This window comes from Bradyrhizobium sp. SZCCT0231 (assembly GCF_018130245.1).
GTDB classification, from domain to species: Bacteria; Pseudomonadota; Alphaproteobacteria; order Rhizobiales; family Xanthobacteraceae; genus Bradyrhizobium; species Bradyrhizobium japonicum_F.
Window position 1 is genome coordinate 97295 of record NZ_JAFCKP010000012.1, and the last position, 21204, is coordinate 118498.

Here is a 21204-nt window from a genome sequence, read left to right on the forward strand (position 1 = left end):
AATTTGACGAACCGGCGGCATGGCGACCCTCATGCCGGGCCGGACCAACCAACGGGAATTCGACCATGTCGGACCTAGACCGTAACTACGCTTCTCCTTTCGGCAGGGCCGCCGGGCGTGTTGACGCCGCGACGGTCGATGCCGGCCTGCGCGCATACATGCTGCGCATCTACAACTACATGAGCATTGGCCTCGCCATCACCGGCCTTGCCGCGCTCGGCGTCTACATGGCCGCCGTGACCGACGTTCCGACGGCGGACGCCGTCCGCGTCGGCAAGCTGTTCCTGACGCCGTTCGGCTACGCGATGTTCGTCAGCCCGCTGAAGTGGCTGTTCATGCTCGCGCCGCTCGCGATGGTGTTCGTGATCTCGGCGGGTATCAACCGTCTCGCCCCCTCGACCGCCCAGATCCTGTTCTGGGTGTTCTCGGCGCTGATGGGCATCTCGCTGTCCTCGATCTTCCTGGTGTTCACGCACACCTCGATCGTGCGGGTGTTCTTCATCACCGCGGCGACCTTCGGTGCGCTGAGCCTCTACGGCTACACCACCAAGCGTGACCTGACCGGGATGGGCTCGTTCCTGTTCATGGGCCTGATCGGCATCATCATCGCGAGCCTGGTGAACCTGTTCCTGGCAAGCTCGATGCTGCAGTTCATCGTGTCGGTGGTCGGCGTGCTGGTGTTCGCGGGCCTCACCGCCTGGGACACCCAGCGGCTGAAGAACGACTACATCTACGGCTACGCTTCGGCCGGCGGTGACATCGCAGAACGTGCGGCCATCACCGGCGCGCTGTCGCTGTACCTGAACTTCATCAACCTGTTCACGCTGCTGCTGCAGCTCCTCGGCCAGCGCGACTAAGCGATAGACCCGAGAGAACGACACGAAACCCCGGCCGAGAGGCCGGGGTTTTTGTTTGGGGCACACTCCGTCATGCCCGGGCTTGTCCCGGGCATCCACGTTCTTCGTGCCGCGAGAAGGGCGTGGATGGCCGGGACAAGCCCGGCCATGACGCATGCGGGAACAGCGTTGCTCATCTCCGCGCGCCTGCTATCTTTGCCCTCCATGTCCGCACCCGATATCAGGCCCACGCGAGAGGCCGACCTTCCCGCCATCACCGCCATCTACCAGCAGGCCGTCCGCGAGGGCACGGCGACGTTCGAGCTGGAGCCGCCCGACCTTGCCGAGATGACGCGCCGCTACCGCGCGCTGGTCGACGGCGGCTATCCCTATTTCGTCGCGATCCTCGACGGGCGCGTGGCCGGCTACGCCTATGCGGGCGCCTACCGGCCGCGGCCGGCCTATCGCTTCACGGTGGAGAACTCGATCTATCTCGACCCGAGCTTCCATCGCCGCGGTGTCGGCTCATTGCTGCTGGAACGGCTGGTCAGGGAATGCGAGGCGCGCGGCTTCCGCCAGATGATCGCGGTAATCGGCGATTCCGCCAATGCCGGCTCGATCGGCGTGCATACCAAAGGCGGCTTCAAGATGATCGGCACGCACCCCAATGTCGGGCTGAAATTCGGCCGCTGGCTGGACACGGTGATGATGCAGCGCGACCTCGGCGAGGGGGCGCGCACGGTGCCGGAGAAGTAGTTCCATCCGTCATTCCGGGGCGATGCGTCAGCATCGAACCCGGAATCCATTGAGCGGCACGGGCGGTGGAGGAATGGATTCCGGGTTCGCGCTGCGCGCGCCCCGGAATGACGACCGATGGTTCGCCTACACCACCGCCAGCTTGCGATCGATCGCCAGCAGCACCCGCTCGAGCTCATGGCCGCGGCGCAGGATCAGGCCGGTCGCCGAGATCACGCTGTACATGCCCTGCTTGCGCGCGAGCCGCGGGTCCTTCTCGATGCGATAGATCGGCACTTCCGAGGCGCGGCGATAGACCGAGAACACGGCGCGGTCCTTCAGGAAGTCGATGGCATAGTCGCGCCACTCGCCGTCGGCGACCATGCGGCCATAGAGATTGAGAATACGATGCAACTCGAGCCGGTTGAACGTCACCCGGTTCGGCTGCCCATTCGCAGCGGCGTGGCGCGCCGCCGCGCGCTGCTCGCTCGGATCGGCATCCTCCGACATCAGGCTCATGGGAAGCGCCTCCTCATCGCACGCCAATGACCCGCGTCCGCGAAAACCGTCCCCGGAACCGCGTTCATGACAATTGCATGATCGCGCCAACCGTTCCGCACCGCAAGGGGTTCAACCGATTGAATCGGCTGCGAGTCAGGGCACACGCAATGGTGGAACTCTGTCGCGGCAAACCGTCACGGGATCGTGCTCAAGAATCTTAGTCTCGCCGCTTTTCCGCCAACCGCCTGCCGCCCTGCATTGCGAAAAGACTCACGTGCGTTGACCCGGTCCTTTCGGTTCCGGATTCCTCAGCCCCCAGCCCCCCGGGGTCGAACAGGATCGGGTCTGTACGCACGGCAAGGAGGGCCAACGCAAGTTGGTCCTTTTTTGTTTGTGTCGGGATGTTTCCGGCGGGACGAACCTTCTTCCTGATCAGCGCAAAGACTGGTTCCCTCATCCTGAGGGCCGCGCTCTTCGCGCGGCGTCTCGAAGGATGAAGGCCGGGCTGCATCAGCGGGGCCTTTCGTGGTTCTCGCGGCGATGCGCAGCATCGTCCGTCGCGCGCAAGGGCGCGCTCCTCACCATGAGGGTCGAGAGCAGAGTGCGACGCTAGAAAATTATCAGTGCAGCGACGTGTACGCCGCGCCCAGCATCGGGCCCGGCTTCTCACGGCTGCCGTCCTGGATATAGACCACCGCGCCGTCGACGCCGTCGCGCGTGAGGTTCTCGATCGGCACCGTCCAGCTTTCCGGACGGCCGGTCCAGTCGCCGACCTTGAGCAGATTGCGCACCACGTTGTGATAGGTGACCTGCTGTCCGCGATTCTCGCCGCGGGTGATCGCGATCGGCACCGATCTGGCGATCGAGCAGATCCAGACTTCGCCGCGCGAGACCGCGGGCTCCTTGCTTGCGGCCACCGAGACGTTGATCTGCTTGCCCGAGAGCGACATCGTCACCGGCACGCTCATCACGCCGGTGCCCTTGTCGGTCTTGCCGATTGCACTCTCGATGCCGGCGCGGTCGCTGCCGATGACATGCGAGGAGCCGTTGACGACCACCTGCGGCGTATAAACTTCGCGGTCGCCGCGCATGCGCGAATAGGCCCGCTGCCGTGCAGAGAAGCGCGAATCGGCCAGCGTGTCCTTCCAGCCGAGATAGTCCCAATAGTCGATCGGCATGCTCAGCGCGATGACCGAGGGATCTTTGGAGAGATCGCCGATGATCTGGTCGGCGGGCGGGCAGGACGAGCAGCCCTGCGAGGTGAACAATTCGACAACGGCGCGGGGTTCAGCCTCGGCGGGGCGGATGACGGCGATGATCGCACAGATGCCGAGAGCTCCCGACCAGAGGGCACCAGACCAGCGCGAAATCGGATAAGTAGCCGTCATTGTTGTCATGTCGAACGCCGCACACCATTGCTCGTGAGAGGGGAAATCTTATCGCCTGATGGTCACCGTAGTCTTACGGGGCGCGGCACATTCCTCCGTCCAGGCAACCGTCCAAGGGAGGCTTTCCGCCGGGCGGGCCCATCCGAAGCGTACCGCAAACGCGTGAAGGCGGCCTTTGATAGGCCGCCTTCATTTAGGCTTCTACTCACTTCGCAGTGAGCCATCGTTCACAAATCCGCGCTTACGCGGCGAGCTTGCGCAGCACGTAGTGCAGGATGCCGCCGTTGCGGTAGTAGTCGAGCTCGTCCAGCGTATCGATGCGGCAAAGCAGCGAGACGCGCTGCAGCGAACCGTCGCCGGAGACGATCTCCGCGGTCAGCTTCTGGCGCGGCTTGAGGTCGCCGACCAGGCCGCGCAGCGTGACCTTCTCGTCGCCCTTCAGGCCCAGCGACTGCCAGGAGGTGCCTTCCTCGAAGGTCAGCGGCAGCACGCCCATGCCGACCAGGTTGGAGCGGTGGATGCGCTCGAAGCTCTGGCAGATCACGGCGCGCACGCCGAGCAGGCGCGTGCCCTTGGCGGCCCAGTCGCGCGAGGAGCCGTTGCCGTATTCGGCACCGGCGAACACCACCAGCGGCACCTTCTCTTCCTGGTACTTCATCGCGGCGTCGTAGATCGACATCTGCTCGCCGTCGGGCCAGTGCTTGGTCAGACCGCCCTCGGGGATGTTTCCATCCGCGCCCTTCACCATGAAATTCTTGATGCGGATGTTGGCGAAGGTGCCGCGCATCATGACTTCATGGTTGCCGCGGCGCGTGCCGTACTGATTGAAGTCGGCCGGACGCACCTGGTGCTCGCTGAGATATTTGCCCGCGGGCGAGGTGAGCTTGATCGAACCGGCCGGCGAGATGTGGTCGGTGGTGATCTTGTCGCCGAACATGGCGAGGATGCGCGCCTCGACGATGTCGGTGACCGGCTCCGGCTCCTTCTTCATGCCTTCGAAGTAAGGCGGGTTCTGCACATAGGTCGAAGACATGTTCCAGCGATAGGTCTCGCTCTCGACCGTCTTGATCTTGCGCCAGTTGGTGTCGCCCTTGAACACGTCGGCATACTTCTTCTTGAAGATCGACGCGGTCACGAACTTCTTCATGAAGGCGTTGATCTCCTTGGCCGTCGGCCAGATGTCCTTCAGGTACACCGGCTTGCCGTCCTTGCCCTCGCCGAGCGGCTCGGTGGCGAGGTTCTTGGTGACGCTGCCGGCGAGCGCGTAGGCGACGACCAGCGGCGGCGAGGCGAGGTAGTTGGCCTGCACGTCGGGCGAGACGCGGCCTTCGAAGTTGCGGTTGCCGGAGAGCACGGCGGCGGCGACGACGCCGTTGTCGTTGATCGTCTTCGAGATCTCCTCCGGCAGCGGACCGGAATTACCGATGCAGGTGGTGCAGCCGAAGCCGACGAGGTTGAAGCCGACCTTGTCGAGATAGGGCTGAAGACCGGAATTGGCGAGATATTCCGCGACCACCTGGCTGCCCGGGGCGAGCGAGGTCTTCACCCACGGCTTGGCCTTGAGGCCCTTCGCAGCGGCGTTACGCGCCAAGAGGCCGGCGCCGATCAGGACGCTCGGATTCGAGGTGTTGGTGCAGGAGGTGATGGCGGCGATCACGACGTCGCCATGGCCGATGTCGAAGTTCTTGCCTTCGACGGGGAAGCGCTTGGCCGGCTCCTCGGCCTTCTTGTACTCGCTGGCGAGCGCGAGCGAGAAACCGTCCGCGACGGTGGGCAGCGCGATGCGGCCTTCGGGGCGCTTCGGGCCGGCCATCGACGGCACGACGTCGCCGAGGTCGAGGGTCAGCGTTTCCGTGAACACCGGGTCGGGAGACTTGGCGGTGCGGAACAGGCCTTGCGCCTTGGCATAGGCCTGCACCAGCGCGACGCGGGCCGAGGCACGGCCGGAAGTCTTGAGGTAGTCGAGCGCGGCGGCATCGACCGGGAAGAAGCCGCAGGTCGCGCCGTATTCGGGCGCCATGTTGGCAATGGTCGCCTTGTCGGCGACCGAGAGATGATCGAGGCCGGGGCCGAAGAACTCGACGAACTTGCCGACCACGCCGAGCTTGCGCAGCATCTGCGTCACGGTCAGCACGAGGTCGGTCGCAGTGACGCCTTCCTTCAGCGCACCCTTCAGCTTGAAGCCGACCACATTGGGCAGCAGCATCGACAACGGCTGGCCGAGCATGCAGGCTTCAGCCTCGATGCCGCCGACGCCCCAGCCGAGCACGGCGAGACCGTTGACCATGGTGGTGTGGGAATCGGTGCCGACCAGCGAATCGGGATAGGCGACCTCGAAGGTGCCGGTCTTCTTGCCGACCGTCATCTTCTCCTTCTTGGTCCAGACCGTCTGGGCCAGATATTCGAGATTGACCTGGTGGCAGATGCCGGTGCCGGGCGGCACCACGGAGAAGTTCGAGAACGCCTTCTGGCCCCACTTCAGGAACTCGTAGCGCTCCTGGTTCTGCTTGTATTCCTCGGTGACGTTCTTGCCGAAGGCCTTGTTGTCGCCGAAGAAGTTCACGATCACGGAGTGGTCGATGACGAGGTCGACCGGCACCAGCGGATTGATCTTCTCGGCATCGCCGCCGAGCTTCTGCATCGCGTTGCGCATCGCGGCGAGGTCGACCACCGCCGGCACGCCGGTGAAATCCTGCATCAGGACGCGCGCCGGGCGGAAGGCGATCTCATGCTCCAGCGACTTCTTGCGCAGCCATTTCGAGACCGCGACGATGTCTTCCTTCTTGACCGAGCGGCCGTCCTCGTTGCGCAGCAGATTCTCGAGCAGGACCTTCATCGAATAGGGAAGTTTCGAAATTCCCTTCAGACCATTCTTCTCGGCCGTGGGCAGGCTGTAATAGACATAGGTCTTGGCGCCGACCTTGAGGGTCTTTTTGCATTTGAAGCTGTCGAGCGAGGTCATGTAGGAGATCCCAATTGTTAGTTATACCCGGCAGGGTATTTTAACACCGTAGCGTATCAGGCTGGGGCCGCTTGCAGGGGCAGGTTGAGTTGCTGCATCAAGTAGTTCCGGGCTTATAGAAGCTTTCTAACCGCGCCGCCACAGCCACAATCGTGCCGCAGCAATCCGCGAGCCAAAAATTCCCATGCGCTACCCCAAGATTTCCTGAGGCCTGGCTGTGAGCGGGTTGAAACGAGGCGAGATGCGGCTGGCAGGTCACGGGCTCAGATGCGTGCGGGGCGGCCGCGAGGTGTTCGCCGGGCTCGATTTCGCGGCCGTCTCGGGCGAAGCCCTGGCGGTGATGGGTCGCAACGGATCGGGCAAGACCTCGCTGCTGCGCCTGATCGCGGGCCTGCTGGTTCCCGCCGGCGGGACGATCGCGCTGGACGGGGGCGATGGCGAGCTGACCCTGCCGGAACAGTGCCACTATCTCGGCCATCGCGATGCCCTGAAGCCGGCGCTGAGCGTCGCCGAAAATCTGGCATTTTGGGCTGATTTTCTCGGCGGCGAGCGTTTTGAGGCAATTGAGAGCCTCGCCAAAGTCGGCCTCGACCATGCCACCCACCTGCCCGCGGCCTTCCTCTCCGCCGGTCAGCGCCGCCGGCTCTCGCTCGCCCGGCTGCTGACCGTGCGCCGCCCGGTCTGGCTCCTGGACGAGCCGACCACGGCGCTGGACGTGGCCGGCCAGGACATGTTCGCCGGCCTGATGCGCACGCACTTGGCCGCCGGCGGCATGATCATCGCGGCAACCCACGCCCCGCTCGGCGTCGATTCGCGGGAGCTGCGGATCGGGGGTGCGGCGTGATTCCGATCCACCCTCAGCTTTCCAAGCGGCTGGGCGCGACACTCTGCGCTCCCTCCCCCGCAAGCGGGGGAGGGAGCGCACCGCCCTTGAAGCGCACTGGGAGCCCCCCATGACCGCCTTGTCTGCCCTGATCCGCCGGGACATCCGGATCGCGCTCCGCGTCGGCGGCGGGGCGCTGATCGGGGTGCTGTTCTTCCTGACCGTGGTGGTGCTGATGCCGTTCGCGATCGGGCCGGATCTGGCGCTGCTGTCGCGGCTGGGACCGGCGATCCTGTGGCTCGGCGCGCTGCTGGCGAGCCTGCTGACCCTGGACCGGCTGTTCATGGCCGACCATGAGGACGGCTCGCTCGACCTGATCACGATGAGCCGGACGCCGCTGGAACTCGCCTGCGCCGCCAAGGCGCTGGCGCATTGGCTGGCCGCCGGCCTGCCGCTGATTGTCGCAACCCCCGTGCTCGGCCTCTTGCTCAACCTCGACATGGTCGCTACGGCTGCGGTGGCGCTGACGCTGCTGGCGGGCACGCCGGCCCTGACCTTCACCGGCATGATCGGCGCGGCGCTGGCGGTGACGCTGCATCGCGGCGGGCTGCTGATGGCCGTGCTGGTGCTGCCGCTGTCGATTCCCGTGCTGATTTTCGGGGTTGCGGCCTCGCAGGCGGTGATCGTCGGTCCCATGACATTCGGCGCGCCGTTCTCGATCCTCTGCGCGTTGTCGCTGGTCAGCCTCGTCGTCGGCCCGTTCGCGGCGGCGGCGAGCCTGCGCCATGGTCTCGATTGAGATGGACTCGACCGACCTTGACCCCGATCAACTTTCGCGACGGACTTTCGTGCTGATTGCCTGAGCGGCCCCCGGTGATTATCAGAATACCCATGACGCTGATCGACCTCGCCAACCCCACGCGGTTCCTCGCGCTGACAGCGCGGGTGTTGCCGTGGCTCGCGGCCGCGACCGTCATCCTGCTCGCCATAGGCCTTTATCAATCCGCCTACGCGCCCGACGACTACCAGCAGGGCGCGACCGTGAAGATCATGTTCATCCACGTGCCCAATGCCTGGCTGTCGATGTTCGTGTGGGGCGTGATGAGCATCGCATCATTGGGCACGCTGGTGTGGCGGCATCCGCTCGCCGACGTCGCGGCGAAAGCGGCTGCTCCCATCGGCGCCGCCTTCACCTTCCTCGCGCTGCTCACGGGCTCGCTGTGGGGCCGGCCGATGTGGGGCACCTATTGGGAATGGGACGCGCGGCTGACCTCGGTGCTGATCCTGTTCCTGATGTATCTCGGCCTGATGGCGCTGTGGCGCGCGGTCGACGATCCCTCGCGCGCGGCGCGCGCCGCGGCGGTGCTGACCCTGGTCGGCGCGATCAACCTGCCCATCATCAAGTTCTCGGTCGACTGGTGGAACACGCTGCACCAGCCGGCCTCGGTGATGCGCATGGGCGGCTCGGCGCTCGACAAATCCTTCCTGATTCCGCTGCTGGTGATGGCGATCGCCTTCACGCTGCTGTTCGTCACGCTGCATCTGGCGGCGATGCGGAACGAGATCCTGCGCCGCCGCGTCCGCTCGCTGCAGATGATGCAGGCGAGCCGCGTGGCGTTTTCGAGCGCCGGCTCGCGTGAAGGAAGCGCGTCGAACGAAGTTGGGGCGGCATGATCATGTCCCTTGGTCCCTATGCATCCTTCATCGTGACGTCCTATGCCGCTGCGGCGCTCGTGGTCGTGATCCTGATCGGCTGGATCGTGCTCGATTATCGCAACCAGACCCGGCGCCTGCGCGAGCTCGACCGTAGCGGCGTCACCCGCCGCTCGGGCCGCAGCGCGATGGACGCGTCATGAGCAATCAATCGACCTCCGTCCCGCCGCAGCGCCGCACCTTCCTGATGGTGCTGCCGCTGATCGCCTTCATTGGATTGGCGCTGCTGTTCTGGTTCAGGCTCGGCAGTGGCGATCCCTCGCGAATTCCTTCGGCGCTGATCGGTCGTCCCGCACCACAGACCGTGCTGCCGCCGCTCGAGGGATTGCAGGACAATGGCGTGCAGGTGCCGGGGCTCGATCCCGCCGCGTTCAAGGGCAAGGTCAGTCTCGTCAATGTCTGGGCGTCCTGGTGCGTGCCGTGCCATGACGAAGCGCCGCTCCTGACCGAGCTCGCCAAGGACAAGCGCTTCCAGCTCGTCGGCATCAACTACAAGGACGCCTCCGACAACGCACGCCGCTTCCTCGGGCGCTACGGCAACCCGTTCAGCCGGGTCGGCGTCGACGCCAACGGCCGCGCCTCGATCGAATGGGGCGTCTATGGCGTGCCGGAAACCTTCGTCGTCGGGCGCGAGGGCACCATCGTCTACAAGCTGGTCGGTCCGATCACGCCGGACAATTTGCGCAACGTGCTGATGCCGCAGATGGAGAAGGCGCTGAAGGCGGGGAGCTGATGCCGCGCTCTCGTACGAGTGAAGGAGCCCGCCCCACACACCGCTGTCATGCCCCGGCTTGACCGGGGCATCCAGTACGCCGCGGCCCCTCCGTATCTCACGAACGTCTCTGGAATACTGGATCGCCCGGTCAAGCCGGGCGATGACAGTTGAGTGTGTGGCTGCGTCTCAGTTCGCAATGACGAGCTGAGACCGTCACCCCTTGCTCACATCCCCCGCCTCGGCTTCGCTTCTCTCCAGCGAGACCGGATCGAGGTGGTAGCGCTTGGTCAGCGGCATCTGGGCGACGGCGAAGATCATCGTGATCGGGGTGACGCCGAACACCTTGAAGTTCACCCAGAAATCCGTGCTCTGGGTGCGCCAGATGACCTCGTTCAGCACGGCCATGCCGGCGAAGAACAGTGCCCAGCGCAGTGTGAGGATGCGCCAGCCCTGCGGCGTCAGGTTGAACATCTGGTCGAACATCACGGCGATGAAGGAGCGCCCGAACAACAGGCCGCCGCCGAGGATCGCGGCGAACAGGCCATAGATGATGGTCGGCTTGAGCTTGATGAAGGTCTCGTCGTGCAGCACCAGCGTCAGCGTGCCGAACACCAGCACGATCACGCCCGTCACGATCGCCATGATCGGGATGTGGCGCGTCACCACATAGGACGCGGCCATCGCCGCCACGATCGCAACCATGAAGGCGCCGGTCGCGGCGAACAGGTTGAACTTCGCGTTGACGAAGAAGAACACGAGCAGCGGACCGAGCTCGGTCGCAAGCTTGAACAGCGGATGCGGCTGGGTCTTGTCCATTCTTCAGCTTTCGATTCCGGCAATGGCGCGGGCGAAATCGCGCGCGGTGAAGGGCGCGAGATCGTCGACGCCTTCGCCGACGCCGATGAAATGCACCGGCAGTTTGAATTTCTCCGCGAGCGCCACCAGGATGCCGCCGCGCGCGGTGCCGTCGAGCTTGGTCATCACGAGGCCGGTGACGCCGGCGGTGCGATGGAAGGCCTCGACCTGCGACAGCGCGTTCTGGCCGACGGTGGCATCGAGCACCAGCAGCACCGCATGCGGCGCGGTCTCATCCACCTTGCGGATGACGCGCACGACCTTTTCGAGCTCGTTCATCAGCTCGGCCTTGTTCTGCAGGCGCCCGGCGGTGTCGATCAGCAGCACGTCGATGTTCTGCTCTTTCGCCGCGGTGAGCGCGTTGAAGGCGAGGCTGGCCGAATCCGAGCCCTGCGCGCCTGATATGACCGGCGTCCTGGTCCGCTCGCCCCAGACCTTGAGCTGCTCGATCGCGGCGGCGCGAAACGTGTCGCCCGCGGCCAGCATCACCTTGCGGCCTTCGGATGCGAATTTTTGCGAGAGCTTTCCGATGGTGGTGGTCTTGCCGGAGCCGTTGACGCCGACGACGAGGATGACGAAGGGCTTCCTGGCCGTGTCGATCTCGAGCGGCTTTGCCACCGGCGCCAGCACCTTCTCGACCTCGGTCGCGACGACGTCCTTGACCTCGTCCGCCGAGATCGCCTTGTCGTAGCGACCCGCGCCGACGGCATCCGCGATCCGCACCGCGACGGAGGTGCCGAGGTCGGCGCGCAGCAGCACGTCCTCGATGTCGTCGAGCATGGCGCGGTCGAGCTTGCGCTTGGTGACGAGGTCGGCGACCGCGGTCCCCAGCGAGGACGAGGTGCGCTTCAGCCCGTTGGACAGGCGGCGCCACCAGCTCAGTTTGGGGGTGTCGGAGGTGGTATCGTTCATGGTGGCGTGTTAGCCGTTCCGGCCTGTAAACGAAAGTCTTGACCGAAAGTCGTTGTCCTTGCTCGATGTTCCCGAAATGACATCAGACGAAATCCTGGCGCGCGTGCTCCATCGCGACGGGCTGATGCTGGTCATCGACAAGCCGGCCGGCCTGCCGGTGCATCGCGGCCCCAAGGGCGGGCCGAACCTGGAAGCCTCCTTCGACGCGCTCCGCTTCGGCCTGCCGCGGCCGCCGGTGCTGGCCCACCGGCTGGACAAGGACACTTCGGGGTGCCTCGTGCTCGGCCGCCACCGCAAGGCCACCGCCTCGCTCGGCCTCCTCTTCAAGCACGGCAAGATCGGCAAGACCTACTGGACCGTGGTCGAGGGCGGCCCCACCGAGGACCAAGGTACCATCGACATGCCGCTCGGCCGGCTCAATGCCGAGCGCGGCTGGTGGCAGAAGCCCGACCCGGATGGGCAGAAAGCGATCACCAACTGGAAGGTGATGGGCCGGGGTGACGGCTTCACCTGGCTCGCCATGGAACCCGTCACCGGCCGGACCCATCAATTGCGGGTGCATTCGGCCGCGAGCGGCTGGCCGATCTTCGGCGATAACATTTACGGCAACGGCCCGCGCTTCGGCGAGCCGAAGCTGCACCTGCATTCCCGCGAGATCGTGGTGCCGATCTCCCGGAACAAGGAGCCGGTCCGCGTGGTGGCCCCGGCCCCGCCCCATATGCATGAGAAGCTCCGCGCCTGCGGCTGGAACGGGGAGTAGGCGCCGTCTTTGCCCGATCCGGGCATGGTTTACGAAACCTTCAGCGCTCGCCTCTAATGATAGCGGTTGCTTAGAACAAGCTCCCGTAACCGCTCTGGACGAGCCGCGCGTGATGACCAAGGCCGGGCTATCGATCATCGACGAGGTCGAATCCGCGATTCGGGCAGGCTCGCCGGAAAAGGGGCTGGAGACGGCCCGGCGCGTCACCGAGCTGTTTCTGTCTTCCGCCGGCAGCTTTGACGACGAGCAGATCGCGCTGTTCGACGACGTGCTCGAGCGGCTGATCGGCACCATCGAGCTGCGCGCGATCGCCGACATGGGCGCGCGCGTGGCGCTGGCCGAGATCAGCGCGCAGCTGGCGCCGATCGCGCAGGCGCCGCCCTCCGTGATGCGCCGCCTCGCCAACAATGACGAGATCCGCATCGCCGGCCCCGTGCTGCAGGAATCCGCGCGCCTCGACGACGGCGAGCTGCTGAAGATCGCCTCCAGCAAAAGCGAGCCGCATCTGCTCGCGGTCGCCGGCCGCTGGTGGCTGAAGGAGATCGTCACCGACGCGCTGCTGGCGCGGCGGTATCCCAGCGTCAGCCGGCGGCTCGCCGCCAATCCCGGCGCGCGCGTGTCCGGAGGCGGATTTGCCATCATCGTCGGGCAGGCCGAATCCGATCCGGAGCTCGCCGTGAGCGTCGGTGTTCGCGTCGATTTGCCGTCGGATCTGCGCCGCCAATTGCTGCGCTCGGCGACGGATGCCGTGCGCACCCGCCTGCTGTCGCGCGCCCCGCCGCATCTGTTCGAGGAAATCCAGAGCGCGATCGCAGCCGTCACCATCGGCGTCGAGCGCGAGATGTCCGGCGCCCGCGATTTCGAAGGTGCCAAGCGCGCGATTGCGAATCTCAAGGCGAGCGGCCGGCTCGACGAGACGACGCTGTTCGCCTTCGCCAGACAGCGGCGCTATGAGGAGACGGTGGCGGCCCTGGCGGCGTTATCAGGGTCGACCGTCGAGGTGATTCGTCCGCTGATGCAGAGTCTGCGCGAGGACGGTCTGCTGGTGCCGTGCAAGGCCGCACAGCTCAGCTGGGAGACGACTGTGGCCGTGCTCGAAAGCCGTTTTGCGACAGGCGCGATGAAGCCGGCGGACATCGCCAGGGCGCAGGGTCATTTTGCGAGAATGACGACGGAGAACGCAAAGCGGACGCTGCGGTTCTGGCAGGTGCGGGCGTTGTAGGTCGCTTGCTGCTCGTCCCACACTCCGCTGTCATTGCCCGCGAAAGCGGGCAATCCAGTATTCCAGAGACGGCGGAGATTGAACCGAGAAGCCGCGGCGTACTGGGTCGCCCGGTCAAGCCGGGCGACGACACTGATTTATGTGGTGAGCCGCTCGCCGTCACTGCCGGCAATCGTCAGTGGCACCACGCTGCCCACCTGCTCGCCGGCAATCGCTACCGGCAGATAGTGCTCCGTGCGCCCCTGCCCCTCACTCTCGATCAGTACTTCACGCGTCGCGCCGATCTCCGCTTGCAGGCGCCGCCGCAATGCCGCTTCGCCAACCGCCCGCAGCCTTTTCGCACGCGCCTTGATCTCCGGCCCCGCAACCTGCGGCATCCGCGCGGCCGGCGTGCCGGGGCGCGGGGAATAGGGAAAGACGTGGAGGAACGTCAGGCCACATTCCTCGACGAGGTCGAGCGAGCGCGAAAACATCTCCTCGCTCTCGGTCGGGAAGCCCGCGATGATGTCGGCGCCGAAGGCGATATCGGGACGCAGGCGGCGCACCTGATTACAGAACGCGATGGCGTCATTGCGCGAATGCCGCCGTTTCATGCGCTTCAGGATCATGTCGTCGCCTGACTGCAGCGACAGGTGCAGATGCGGCATCAGGCGCGAATCGTCGGCGATGGCATCGAGCAGGTCGCGATCCGCCTCGATCGAATCGATCGAGGAGATGCGCAGGCGCTTCAGCTCCGGCACGTGCCGCAAAATCTGCTTCGTCAGCATGCCGAGCTTCGGCGCGCCGGGCAGGTCAGCGCCATAGCTGGTGAGATCGACGCCGGTCAGCACGATCTCGGCATGGCCGCGCTCGGCCAGCGCGCGCACCTGCTCGACCACTGCGCCGATCGGCACCGAGCGCGAATTGCCGCGGCCGAACGGGATGATGCAGAAGGTGCAGCGATGATCGCAGCCGTTCTGCACCTGCACGAACACGCGCGGCAGGCCGCTGGCATAGCCGTCGACGAGATGCGGCGCCATCTCCTTGACAGCCATGATGTCGCTGACGGCGATCTTCTCGCTGGCGCCGATGGCAAATGCGTCGCGGGCCTCGCGCCACGCTTCGGCGCGCATCTTGTCGTCATTGCCGACGACGCGATCGACCTCGGCCATGTCGGCGAACATGGCGGCTTGCGTCTGCGCGGCGCAGCCGGTGACGACGATACGCGCCTCGGGCCGCTCGCGCTTCAGCTTGCGGATCGACTGACGCGCCTGCGCCACCGCCTCGTTGGTGACGGCACAGCTGTTGATGACGATGGTGTCTACGAGCCCCGCGCCCTCCGCTTTGCTGCGGATCACCTCGGCCTCGAAGGCGTTGAGGCGGCAGCCGAAGGTGACGATGTCGACAGCCATCAGGCCACCGGCGCGAACAGCGCCGGATCGAACTGGCCCTCATATTCGAAGGTCGCGGTGCCCGTCATCAGCACGTGATCGTCGCGCTCGCGCCATTCGATGCCGAGCTTGCCGCCGGGCAAAGTGATCTCGACCTTGCGCTCGGCACGCTTCAGCCGCGCGGCGGCGACGGCCGTGGCACAGGCCGCCGAACCGCACGCCTTGGTCAGGCCGGCACCGCGCTCCCAGGTGCGGATCGTGATGTGCTGGGGATCGACGATGTGGGCGAGGGTGATGTTGGCGCGCTCGGGGAAGATCGGATGGTTTTCCAGCAGCGGACCGAAGCGACCGAGATCGTAGGCGTTGACGTCCTCGACCCAGAACACCGCATGCGGATTGCCCATGCTCACCACGGAGGGCGAATGCAGGATCGGATTGTCGATCGGCCCGATCTGCAACTCGATGTAGCGGGTATCGCGAAACTCTTCCGCCAGCGGAATGTCCTGCCAGCCGAACTTCGGCGCGCCCATGTCGACGGTGTAGAGGTCGGCCGCTGGACCCTGCCAGGCATTGAGCAGGCCGGCGGCGGTCTCGAAGGTCGCGGTGGCTTGCCCGGTCTTCTCGAAGATGCGGCGCACGACGCAGCGCATGCCGTTGCCGCAGGCGCCGGCTTCGGAGCCGTCATTGTTGTAGATGCTGATGAAGGCCTCGGTGCCGTCGAGCCGGGGCTTCTGCAGCACCATGAGCTGGTCGTAAGCCACGCCGCCTTGCGCGGACGCCACGGCGCGGGCGTCGTCCGGCGTGACCCGGCCTGCGGAATCGCGCATGTCGACAACGACGATCTCGTTGCCGATGCCGTTCATCTTGGCAAATGCGTGGTTGGCCAGCGCGCTCATGAAAATTCCCGAATTTCGCCTGCCTTATATGGCGATCCTTGGCCGCTTGGCCAGTGATTTGCCACTGCGAGCAGGACATCTGCCAAGGTGCCTGCCATGACGCATCTGTCATGGGACGAATTCGGCGCTCGCGTGTTAGAACGACGCGGTTCGCGCGAACCGGGACGCGCGGCCGGGTTGAGGCCTTGGTGGGTAAGGCCTTGATGAAATAGGGCCTTGGTGGATCAAGGCCTTGGGGAGATTAGAATGATTAGGTTTCGTCGTCTCGCTCTGGCCGCGCTGATCCCGGCAGCGGCCTTGTCGCTTGGCTTGCCCGAGGTTCTGGCACAGACACAGAGCCCAGCGCCGGCCGCATCGGCGAGCCCCTCGCCTGCGCCATCGGCCTCGCCCTCCCCGGCCGCAAGCGCCTCGCCAGCACCCGTGGCGGCGAGCCCGTCGCCGGCGGCCAGCGCCTCGCCTTCCGCAACGGCGACACCATCGCCCGCAGCGAGCGCGTCACCGTCGCCCGCCCCGACGGCCCCACCGCCCGCCGCGGCCGCCACTCCAGCCCCGGTGCAGACTGCGGATCCCTTTGGCCTCGAGACCACGCTCGAGGCCAGGAAGGTCGTGATGGTCAAGGGCACTGCCAATTGGGACTCGGCCTTCGACACGCTGATCGACGCCTTCAAGGCCCTGAACACGCTGCTGGACAAGCAGGGCATCAAGCCGTCAGGCAATTCGATGATCGTCTACACCTCGACCGACGACACCGGCTTCACTTTCCTCGCCGAGATCCCGGTCGAGCAGGACCCGAAGAACCTGCCCAAGGACATGAGCATCGGCAAATCGCCCGAAGGCAAGGCGCTGAAATTCGTCCATCGCGGCTCCTACGACAACATGGACAACACCTATGAGGCGATCACCAATCACCTCGACGACAAGAGGCTTGAAGCCAAGGACACCTTCATCGAGGAGTACCTCACCGATCCCCTGAAGACGGTCGAGGACAAGCTCGTGATCAACGTTTTCGTGCCGCTGAAGTGAGACTGATGAAAAAGCCTGCCGTACTCGTTACGTCCCTTGCCGCCGTTTTCGCCACCGCCCTGTTGACGGCGCCCGCACGCGCCGACGATTTTCCGTCCGCCATCACGGTAAGCGGAGAAGCTACCGTTTCCGTGGCGCCCGATCTCGCACAAATCGATGCCGGCGTCGCCAACGACGCCAAGACGGCGAAGGAAGCCTCCGATGCCAACAATGCCGCGATGGGCAAGGTGCTGCTGGCGCTGAAGGGCGCAGGGATCGCCGAGAAGGATTACCAGACCTCGCGCCTGTCGCTGCAGCCGCAATACGGCCAGAACAAGTCCACCGGCGCTTCGCCCGTAACAGGCTTCCGTGCCTCCAACCGCGTCACCGTGAAGATCCGCGACGTGACCAAGGTGGCTGCCATCATCGACACCCTGGTCAGCGCCGGCGCCAACGACATCGGCAATATCTCCTTCGAGGTGACGCAGGCCTCAAAACTGCTCGACGATGCGCGCGAGCAAGCAGTCGCGGACGCCCGCCGCAAGGCGGAGATCTACGCCAAGGCCACCGGCGTCACGCTGGGCGCACCGCTCAGCGTCGCCGAAGGCGGCGCGCCGGTGCCGCTGTTCAAGGCGCGGATGGCGACGGCTCCGATGGCTGCGCCGGCCGCAGTCGCGCCGGGCGAGGAAACGCTGTCGGTGACGGTGAATGTGAGCTGGGCGATTAAGGCGGGGCAGTAAGGCGCAAGAGGCACACTGCCGCGGCACCCACAACTGTCGTCCCGGACAAGCGCGCCTCAAGCGCGCGCTGATCCGGGACCTATAACCACAAGAAGTGGTTGTCGCGCGAAGCCGGTAACTCCGAGTCTTCGCCAAACATCTCCCTGTGGCTATGGGTCCCGGATCGGCGCGCGCTTAGGGCGCGCTTGTCCGGGACGACGAGTTTATTTGCGTGGCGAGAGCTAAATCTCCACCACCTGCCCCGGCATCATCGCCACGAATCTTTCCTGCGGGATCCTCGCTGCATCGAGCGCTTCGACCAGCGCCTTGGCTGGCGCGTCGATTGCTTCGTCCGTCAGCTGGAACGTGCCGTGGTGATGCCCGAGCGCTTGCTCCGCGCCGCAGTCGGCCAGCGCCTTCACCGCGTCTTCCGGATTCATATGCTGGTCGCGCATGAACCAGCGCGGCTCGTAGGCGCCGATGGGGAGGATCGCCAGACGCAGCTTGCCGTGCTTCTCGGCGACGCGGCGAAAGTGCCGGCCGTCGCCATAGCCGGAATCGCAGACCACGTAGATTTTCCCGGCCGGCGTCTCCAGCACGAAGCTCGCCCACAGCGCCTTGTTGCGATCGAACAGGCTGCGCGCGGTCCAATGCCTTGTCGGCACCAGATGCACGGCGATGCCGCCGCCGAGCTCGACACGATCGTGCCAGTCGAAGGCCTCGACCTTGATGGTGGGATCGGCGCCGCGCATCGTGACGTCATTGCCGAGCGGGGTGACGACGCGCGGGGCGAAATTCTTGGTGAGCCGCGACAGCGTCGCGATATCGAGATGATCGTAATGCCCGTGCGAGACCAGCACGACATCGATCTGCGGCAGCTTCTCGAAGGCGATGCCGGGATCGTTGTGCCGCTTCGGCCCAGCCCAGGCGACCGGCGAGACCCGCATCGACCAGACGGGATCGATCAGGATGTTGAGACCGCCGGCCTGGATCAGCCAGCTGGCGTGACCGACGAAGGAGAGCCGCACCTTGCCGCCATCGACCCGCTCCGGCGGGATGTCGGCATGGGGACTCGGCGCCCACGCCGGCCATTTCGCGCGCTGCCGCTTGCCGTCGAACTGCCAGCGCAACACCTCACGAAGCGATTTCGGCGGCGCGCCGTCGGGGTCGAAGAAGTGCCGGCCGTTGAAATGACCGGAGGCGGGGCCGTCATAGGTTTTCATGCGGGACATCCAGAGGGAGCAGTCCGAAAAGGCGGGGGCCGGTGATCGGCAAAGCGGGCGTCCGGGGGCCGCCGGGTCGGTAACCCATCACCGGCTATATGGGCGGGGCTGGCAAAAAAGGAACCCGTCGCCGAAAATGTCACATTTTCAGTATCTTGCCTTACCAGAGGCACCCCGCCACCCTAACTTTCCTTGACTTTCGGGCGGGAGCGGCGTTTAACCCCGCCACTTTCTCGGAAAGGCTTTCTTTTCGACCCGCCGACCGGCCCTGGAGGCCGGAGGTGAACGCCCGACAGCGCTATGCGCCCTCGGGCGCAAAGGTGTTTGGACTTTCGTCTTGGGGCAATGCGCCAAGGCACATTCACGGTCATCCCCCGCGAAGGCGGGGGATCCAGTATCCCAGAGGCGCATCGGCCAGGGCCGAGAAGCCGCGGCGTACTGGATGCCCCGGTCAAGCCGGGGCATGACAGCGGACAGTAGCGGCGCCCCTTACCGGGGACAGCAACAGGACAACGGCATTGTTCGACAATCTGTCGGAACGGCTTGGTGGCATTCTCGATCGTCTGACGGGGCGCGGTGCGCTGACCGAAAAGGACGTCGATGCCGCGATGCGCGAGGTGCGCCGGGCGCTGCTGGAGGCCGACGTCGCGCTGGAGGTGGTGCGCAGCTTCACCGAGCGCGTGCGCGAGCAGGCGATCGGCGCCACCGTCGTCAAGTCGGTCACCCCCGGCCAGATGGTGGTCAAGATCGTCCATGACGAGCTGATCAACACGCTCGGCGCCGAAAGCCAGACCATCGACGTCAATGCCGTGCCGCCGGTGCCGATCATGATGGTCGGTCTGCAAGGCTCCGGCAAGACCACAACCACCGCAAAGCTCGCCCGCCGCCTGGTCCAGCGCGACAAGCGCAAGGTGCTGATGGCCTCGCTCGACGTCTATCGCCCGGCGGCGATGGAGCAGCTGGCCGTGCTCGGCCGCGACCTCGACATTCCGACCCTGCCGATCGTGGCGGGCCAGCAGCCGCCGCAGATTGCCAAGCGCGCGCTGGAAGCCGGCAAGCTCGGCGGCTACGACATCGTGCTGCTCGATACCGCCGGCCGCACCACGCTCGACGAAGAGATGATGGCGGAAGCGGCCGCGATCAAAGCGGCGGCCAATCCGCATGAAGTGCTGCTGGTCGCGGACTCGCTCACCGGCCAGGACGCCGTGAACCTCGCGCGCTCGTTCGATCAGCGTGTCGGGCTCACCGGCATCGTGCTCACACGAGTTGACGGCGACGGCCGCGGCGGCGCCGCGCTGTCGATGCGCGCCGTCACCGGCAAGCCGATCAAGCTGATCGGCACCGGTGAAAAGACCGACGCGCTGGAGGATTTCCACCCCGACCGTATCGCCGGCCGCATCCTCGGCATGGGCGACGTGGTCTCGCTGGTCGAGCGCGCCGCCGCCAATATCGACGCGGAGAAGGCCGCGCGCACCGCCGAGCGCATGCGCAAGGGTCAGTTCGACCTCAACGACATGCGCGAGCAGCTGTTGCAGATGTCCAACATGGGCGGCATCAGCGGGCTGATGGGCATGATGCCCGGCATCTCCAAGATGAAGAACCAGATCGCGGCGGCCGGCATCGACGACAAGATTTTGAAGCGCCAGGTCGCGATCATCGATTCCATGACCCGCGACGAGCGCCGTCATCCCGATCTGCTCAAGGCCAGCCGCAAGAAGCGCATCGCGGCCGGCAGCGGCCAGAGCGTCGAGCACGTCAACAAGCTGCTGAAGATGCACCGGAACATGGCCGACATGATGAAGGCCATGGGCTCGGGCAAGCGCGGCCCGCTCGCCGGCATCGCGCAGGCGATGGGCTTCGGCGGCGGCATGAAGCCGCCCTCGCCGGAAGAGATGAAGGCGCTGCAGGAGAAGATGCAGGGCGGCGGCGGACAAGGCCTGCCGAATTTGCCGAAGGATCTGCCCGCGGGTCTGCGCCAGGGCCTACCCAATGTGCCGGGGCTCACGGGCCTCAGCAACAAGCCGACCCTGCCCGGGCTCGGCGGCTTCCCCGGACTGGGGAAGAAGAAGTGAGGGCACACTCTCCCCTCGTCATTCCGGGGCACGCGAAGCGTGAACCCGGAATCCATCGGGCCGCAGATACGCGGAGAAATGGATTCCGGGTTCGCGCCTGACGGCGCGCCCCGGAATGACGAGCCATATCTTTCATTTTACGAACACTCAGGAGACCAACATGTCCGTCGTTATCCGCCTCGCCCGCGCAGGCACCAAGAAGCGTCCCGTCTATCACGTCGTCGTCGCCGACTCGCGCTTTCCGCGCGACGGCCGCTTCATCGAGCGTCTCGGCTATTTCAATCCGCTGCTGCCGAAGGACAACGAGGCGCGCCTCAAGCTCGACCTGGAGAAGGTGAAGGCCTGGGTCGCCAAGGGCGCGCAGCCGTCGGACCGCGTGGCGCGTTTCCTCGATGCCGCCGGCGTCAAGAAGCGCGAAGCGCGCAACAATCCGCAGAAGGCCGTGCCGCGCAAGGAGCGCAAGGCGCAGGCCGAAGCCGCCGCGAAGGGCTAAGGCTAGA

At 65.6% G+C, this 21204-nt stretch carries 21 protein-coding genes; 13 read left to right on the plus strand and 8 right to left on the minus strand.

The window, feature by feature from the left end:
- Window positions 1–65 precede the first annotated feature (65 nt).
- Together JQ566_RS24315 and JQ566_RS24320 are read left to right on the plus strand one after the other, a co-directional pair.
- Entirely contained in the window at window positions 66–857 is a 792-nt protein-coding gene (locus tag JQ566_RS24315; protein ID WP_026312126.1) for a Bax inhibitor-1/YccA family protein, read from the plus strand.
- Between the two features lie 204 nt (window positions 858–1061).
- Window positions 1062–1592 carry a GNAT family N-acetyltransferase gene (locus JQ566_RS24320; protein WP_212376668.1) on the plus strand — a complete coding sequence of 177 codons (531 nt, stop codon included), beginning with the start codon at window positions 1062–1064 and terminating at the stop codon, window positions 1590–1592.
- A 126-nt stretch (window positions 1593–1718) separates the two neighbouring features.
- Here the strand turns inward: JQ566_RS24320 and JQ566_RS24325 are convergent, their stop codons facing one another.
- The 3 genes from JQ566_RS24325 to acnA form a co-directional block, all read right to left on the minus strand.
- On the minus strand, window positions 1719–2090 hold the full coding sequence (locus tag JQ566_RS24325) for a DUF2794 domain-containing protein (RefSeq protein ID WP_212376670.1): 372 nt from the start codon (window positions 2088–2090) through the stop codon (window positions 1719–1721).
- Window positions 2091–2692: 602 nt separating this feature from the next.
- Window positions 2693–3469, minus strand: coding sequence for a DUF1223 domain-containing protein (locus tag JQ566_RS24330; protein ID WP_212376674.1), 777 nt, complete (start codon window positions 3467–3469; stop codon window positions 2693–2695).
- Window positions 3470–3701: 232 nt separating this feature from the next.
- Window positions 3702–6422: an aconitate hydratase AcnA gene (gene acnA / locus JQ566_RS24335; RefSeq protein ID WP_212376677.1), complete on the minus strand. Its 2721-nt coding sequence runs from the start codon at window positions 6420–6422 to the stop codon at window positions 3702–3704.
- A 241-nt stretch (window positions 6423–6663) separates the two neighbouring features.
- Here acnA and ccmA point away from each other — a divergent pair, with 241 nt between their 5' ends.
- The 5 genes from ccmA to JQ566_RS24360 all read left to right on the plus strand — a co-directional run bounded on the left by ccmA (window position 6664) and on the right by JQ566_RS24360 (window position 9691).
- The gene (ccmA, locus tag JQ566_RS24340; protein WP_212376680.1) at window positions 6664–7266 is read left to right on the plus strand and encodes a heme ABC exporter ATP-binding protein CcmA; all 603 of its coding nucleotides are present in this window, start codon (window positions 6664–6666) and stop codon (window positions 7264–7266) included.
- A gap of 109 nt (window positions 7267–7375) precedes the next feature.
- Window positions 7376–8044 carry a heme exporter protein CcmB gene (gene ccmB, locus JQ566_RS24345; protein WP_212376684.1) on the plus strand — a complete coding sequence of 223 codons (669 nt, stop codon included), beginning with the start codon at window positions 7376–7378 and terminating at the stop codon, window positions 8042–8044.
- Between the two features lie 92 nt (window positions 8045–8136).
- Window positions 8137–8919, plus strand: a complete 783-nt coding sequence (locus JQ566_RS24350) for a heme ABC transporter permease (protein WP_212376687.1) — start codon at window positions 8137–8139, stop codon at window positions 8917–8919.
- Window positions 8916–9101, plus strand: coding sequence for a heme exporter protein CcmD (ccmD, locus tag JQ566_RS24355; protein WP_212376690.1), 186 nt, complete (start codon window positions 8916–8918; stop codon window positions 9099–9101). The genes JQ566_RS24350 and ccmD overlap by 4 nt, the downstream gene beginning before the upstream one ends.
- Entirely contained in the window at window positions 9098–9691 is a 594-nt protein-coding gene (locus JQ566_RS24360; protein WP_212376693.1) for a DsbE family thiol:disulfide interchange protein, read from the plus strand. Before ccmD ends, JQ566_RS24360 begins: the two co-directional genes overlap by 4 nt.
- Before the next feature lie 195 nt (window positions 9692–9886).
- On the opposite strand, the gene JQ566_RS24365 is transcribed toward JQ566_RS24360, so the two are convergent.
- Window positions 9887–10489, minus strand: coding sequence for a septation protein A (locus JQ566_RS24365; RefSeq protein ID WP_212376696.1), 603 nt, complete (start codon window positions 10487–10489; stop codon window positions 9887–9889).
- 3 nt (window positions 10490–10492) lie between these two features.
- Entirely contained in the window at window positions 10493–11440 is a 948-nt protein-coding gene (ftsY, locus tag JQ566_RS24370; protein WP_212376699.1) for a signal recognition particle-docking protein FtsY, read from the minus strand.
- 76 nt (window positions 11441–11516) lie between these two features.
- On the opposite strand from ftsY, the gene JQ566_RS24375 reads away from it, so the two are divergent.
- Window positions 11517–12200, plus strand: coding sequence for an RluA family pseudouridine synthase (locus tag JQ566_RS24375; RefSeq protein WP_212376702.1), 684 nt, complete (start codon window positions 11517–11519; stop codon window positions 12198–12200).
- A gap of 112 nt (window positions 12201–12312) precedes the next feature.
- Window positions 12313–13422 (plus strand): DUF2336 domain-containing protein, encoded by a 1110-nt coding sequence (locus JQ566_RS24380; protein WP_212376955.1) that lies wholly within the window; start codon window positions 12313–12315, stop codon window positions 13420–13422.
- 137 nt (window positions 13423–13559) lie between these two features.
- Here JQ566_RS24380 and mtaB read toward each other — a convergent pair whose 3' ends face one another.
- Together mtaB and dapF are read right to left on the minus strand one after the other, a co-directional pair.
- Complete coding sequence (gene mtaB / locus JQ566_RS24385) at window positions 13560–14813, minus strand: tRNA (N(6)-L-threonylcarbamoyladenosine(37)-C(2))-methylthiotransferase MtaB (protein WP_212376705.1); 1254 nt, start codon at window positions 14811–14813, stop codon at window positions 13560–13562.
- Window positions 14813–15688 (minus strand): diaminopimelate epimerase, encoded by an 876-nt coding sequence (dapF, locus tag JQ566_RS24390; protein ID WP_212376708.1) that lies wholly within the window; start codon window positions 15686–15688, stop codon window positions 14813–14815. The genes mtaB and dapF overlap by 1 nt, the downstream gene beginning before the upstream one ends.
- 246 nt (window positions 15689–15934) lie before the next feature.
- Between dapF and JQ566_RS24395 the strand changes: the two genes are divergently transcribed.
- Both JQ566_RS24395 and JQ566_RS24400 read left to right on the plus strand, forming a co-directional pair.
- A complete protein-coding gene (locus JQ566_RS24395) occupies window positions 15935–16711 on the plus strand; it encodes a GyrI-like domain-containing protein (protein WP_212376711.1) in 777 nt (258 codons plus the stop codon).
- Window positions 16712–16716: 5 nt separating this feature from the next.
- Complete coding sequence (locus tag JQ566_RS24400) at window positions 16717–17430, plus strand: SIMPL domain-containing protein (protein WP_212376714.1); 714 nt, start codon at window positions 16717–16719, stop codon at window positions 17428–17430.
- A 221-nt stretch (window positions 17431–17651) separates the two neighbouring features.
- On the opposite strand, the gene JQ566_RS24405 is transcribed toward JQ566_RS24400, so the two are convergent.
- The gene (locus JQ566_RS24405; RefSeq protein ID WP_349643352.1) at window positions 17652–18641 is read right to left on the minus strand and encodes an MBL fold metallo-hydrolase; all 990 of its coding nucleotides are present in this window, start codon (window positions 18639–18641) and stop codon (window positions 17652–17654) included.
- Window positions 18642–19150: 509 nt separating this feature from the next.
- Between JQ566_RS24405 and ffh the strand changes: the two genes are divergently transcribed.
- Together ffh and rpsP are read left to right on the plus strand one after the other, a co-directional pair.
- Window positions 19151–20704 (plus strand): signal recognition particle protein, encoded by a 1554-nt coding sequence (ffh, locus tag JQ566_RS24410; protein WP_212376720.1) that lies wholly within the window; start codon window positions 19151–19153, stop codon window positions 20702–20704.
- 160 nt (window positions 20705–20864) lie between these two features.
- A complete protein-coding gene (rpsP, locus tag JQ566_RS24415; RefSeq protein ID WP_027573011.1) occupies window positions 20865–21197 on the plus strand; it encodes a 30S ribosomal protein S16 in 333 nt (110 codons plus the stop codon).
- The last annotated feature ends 7 nt before the right edge of the window (window positions 21198–21204 follow it).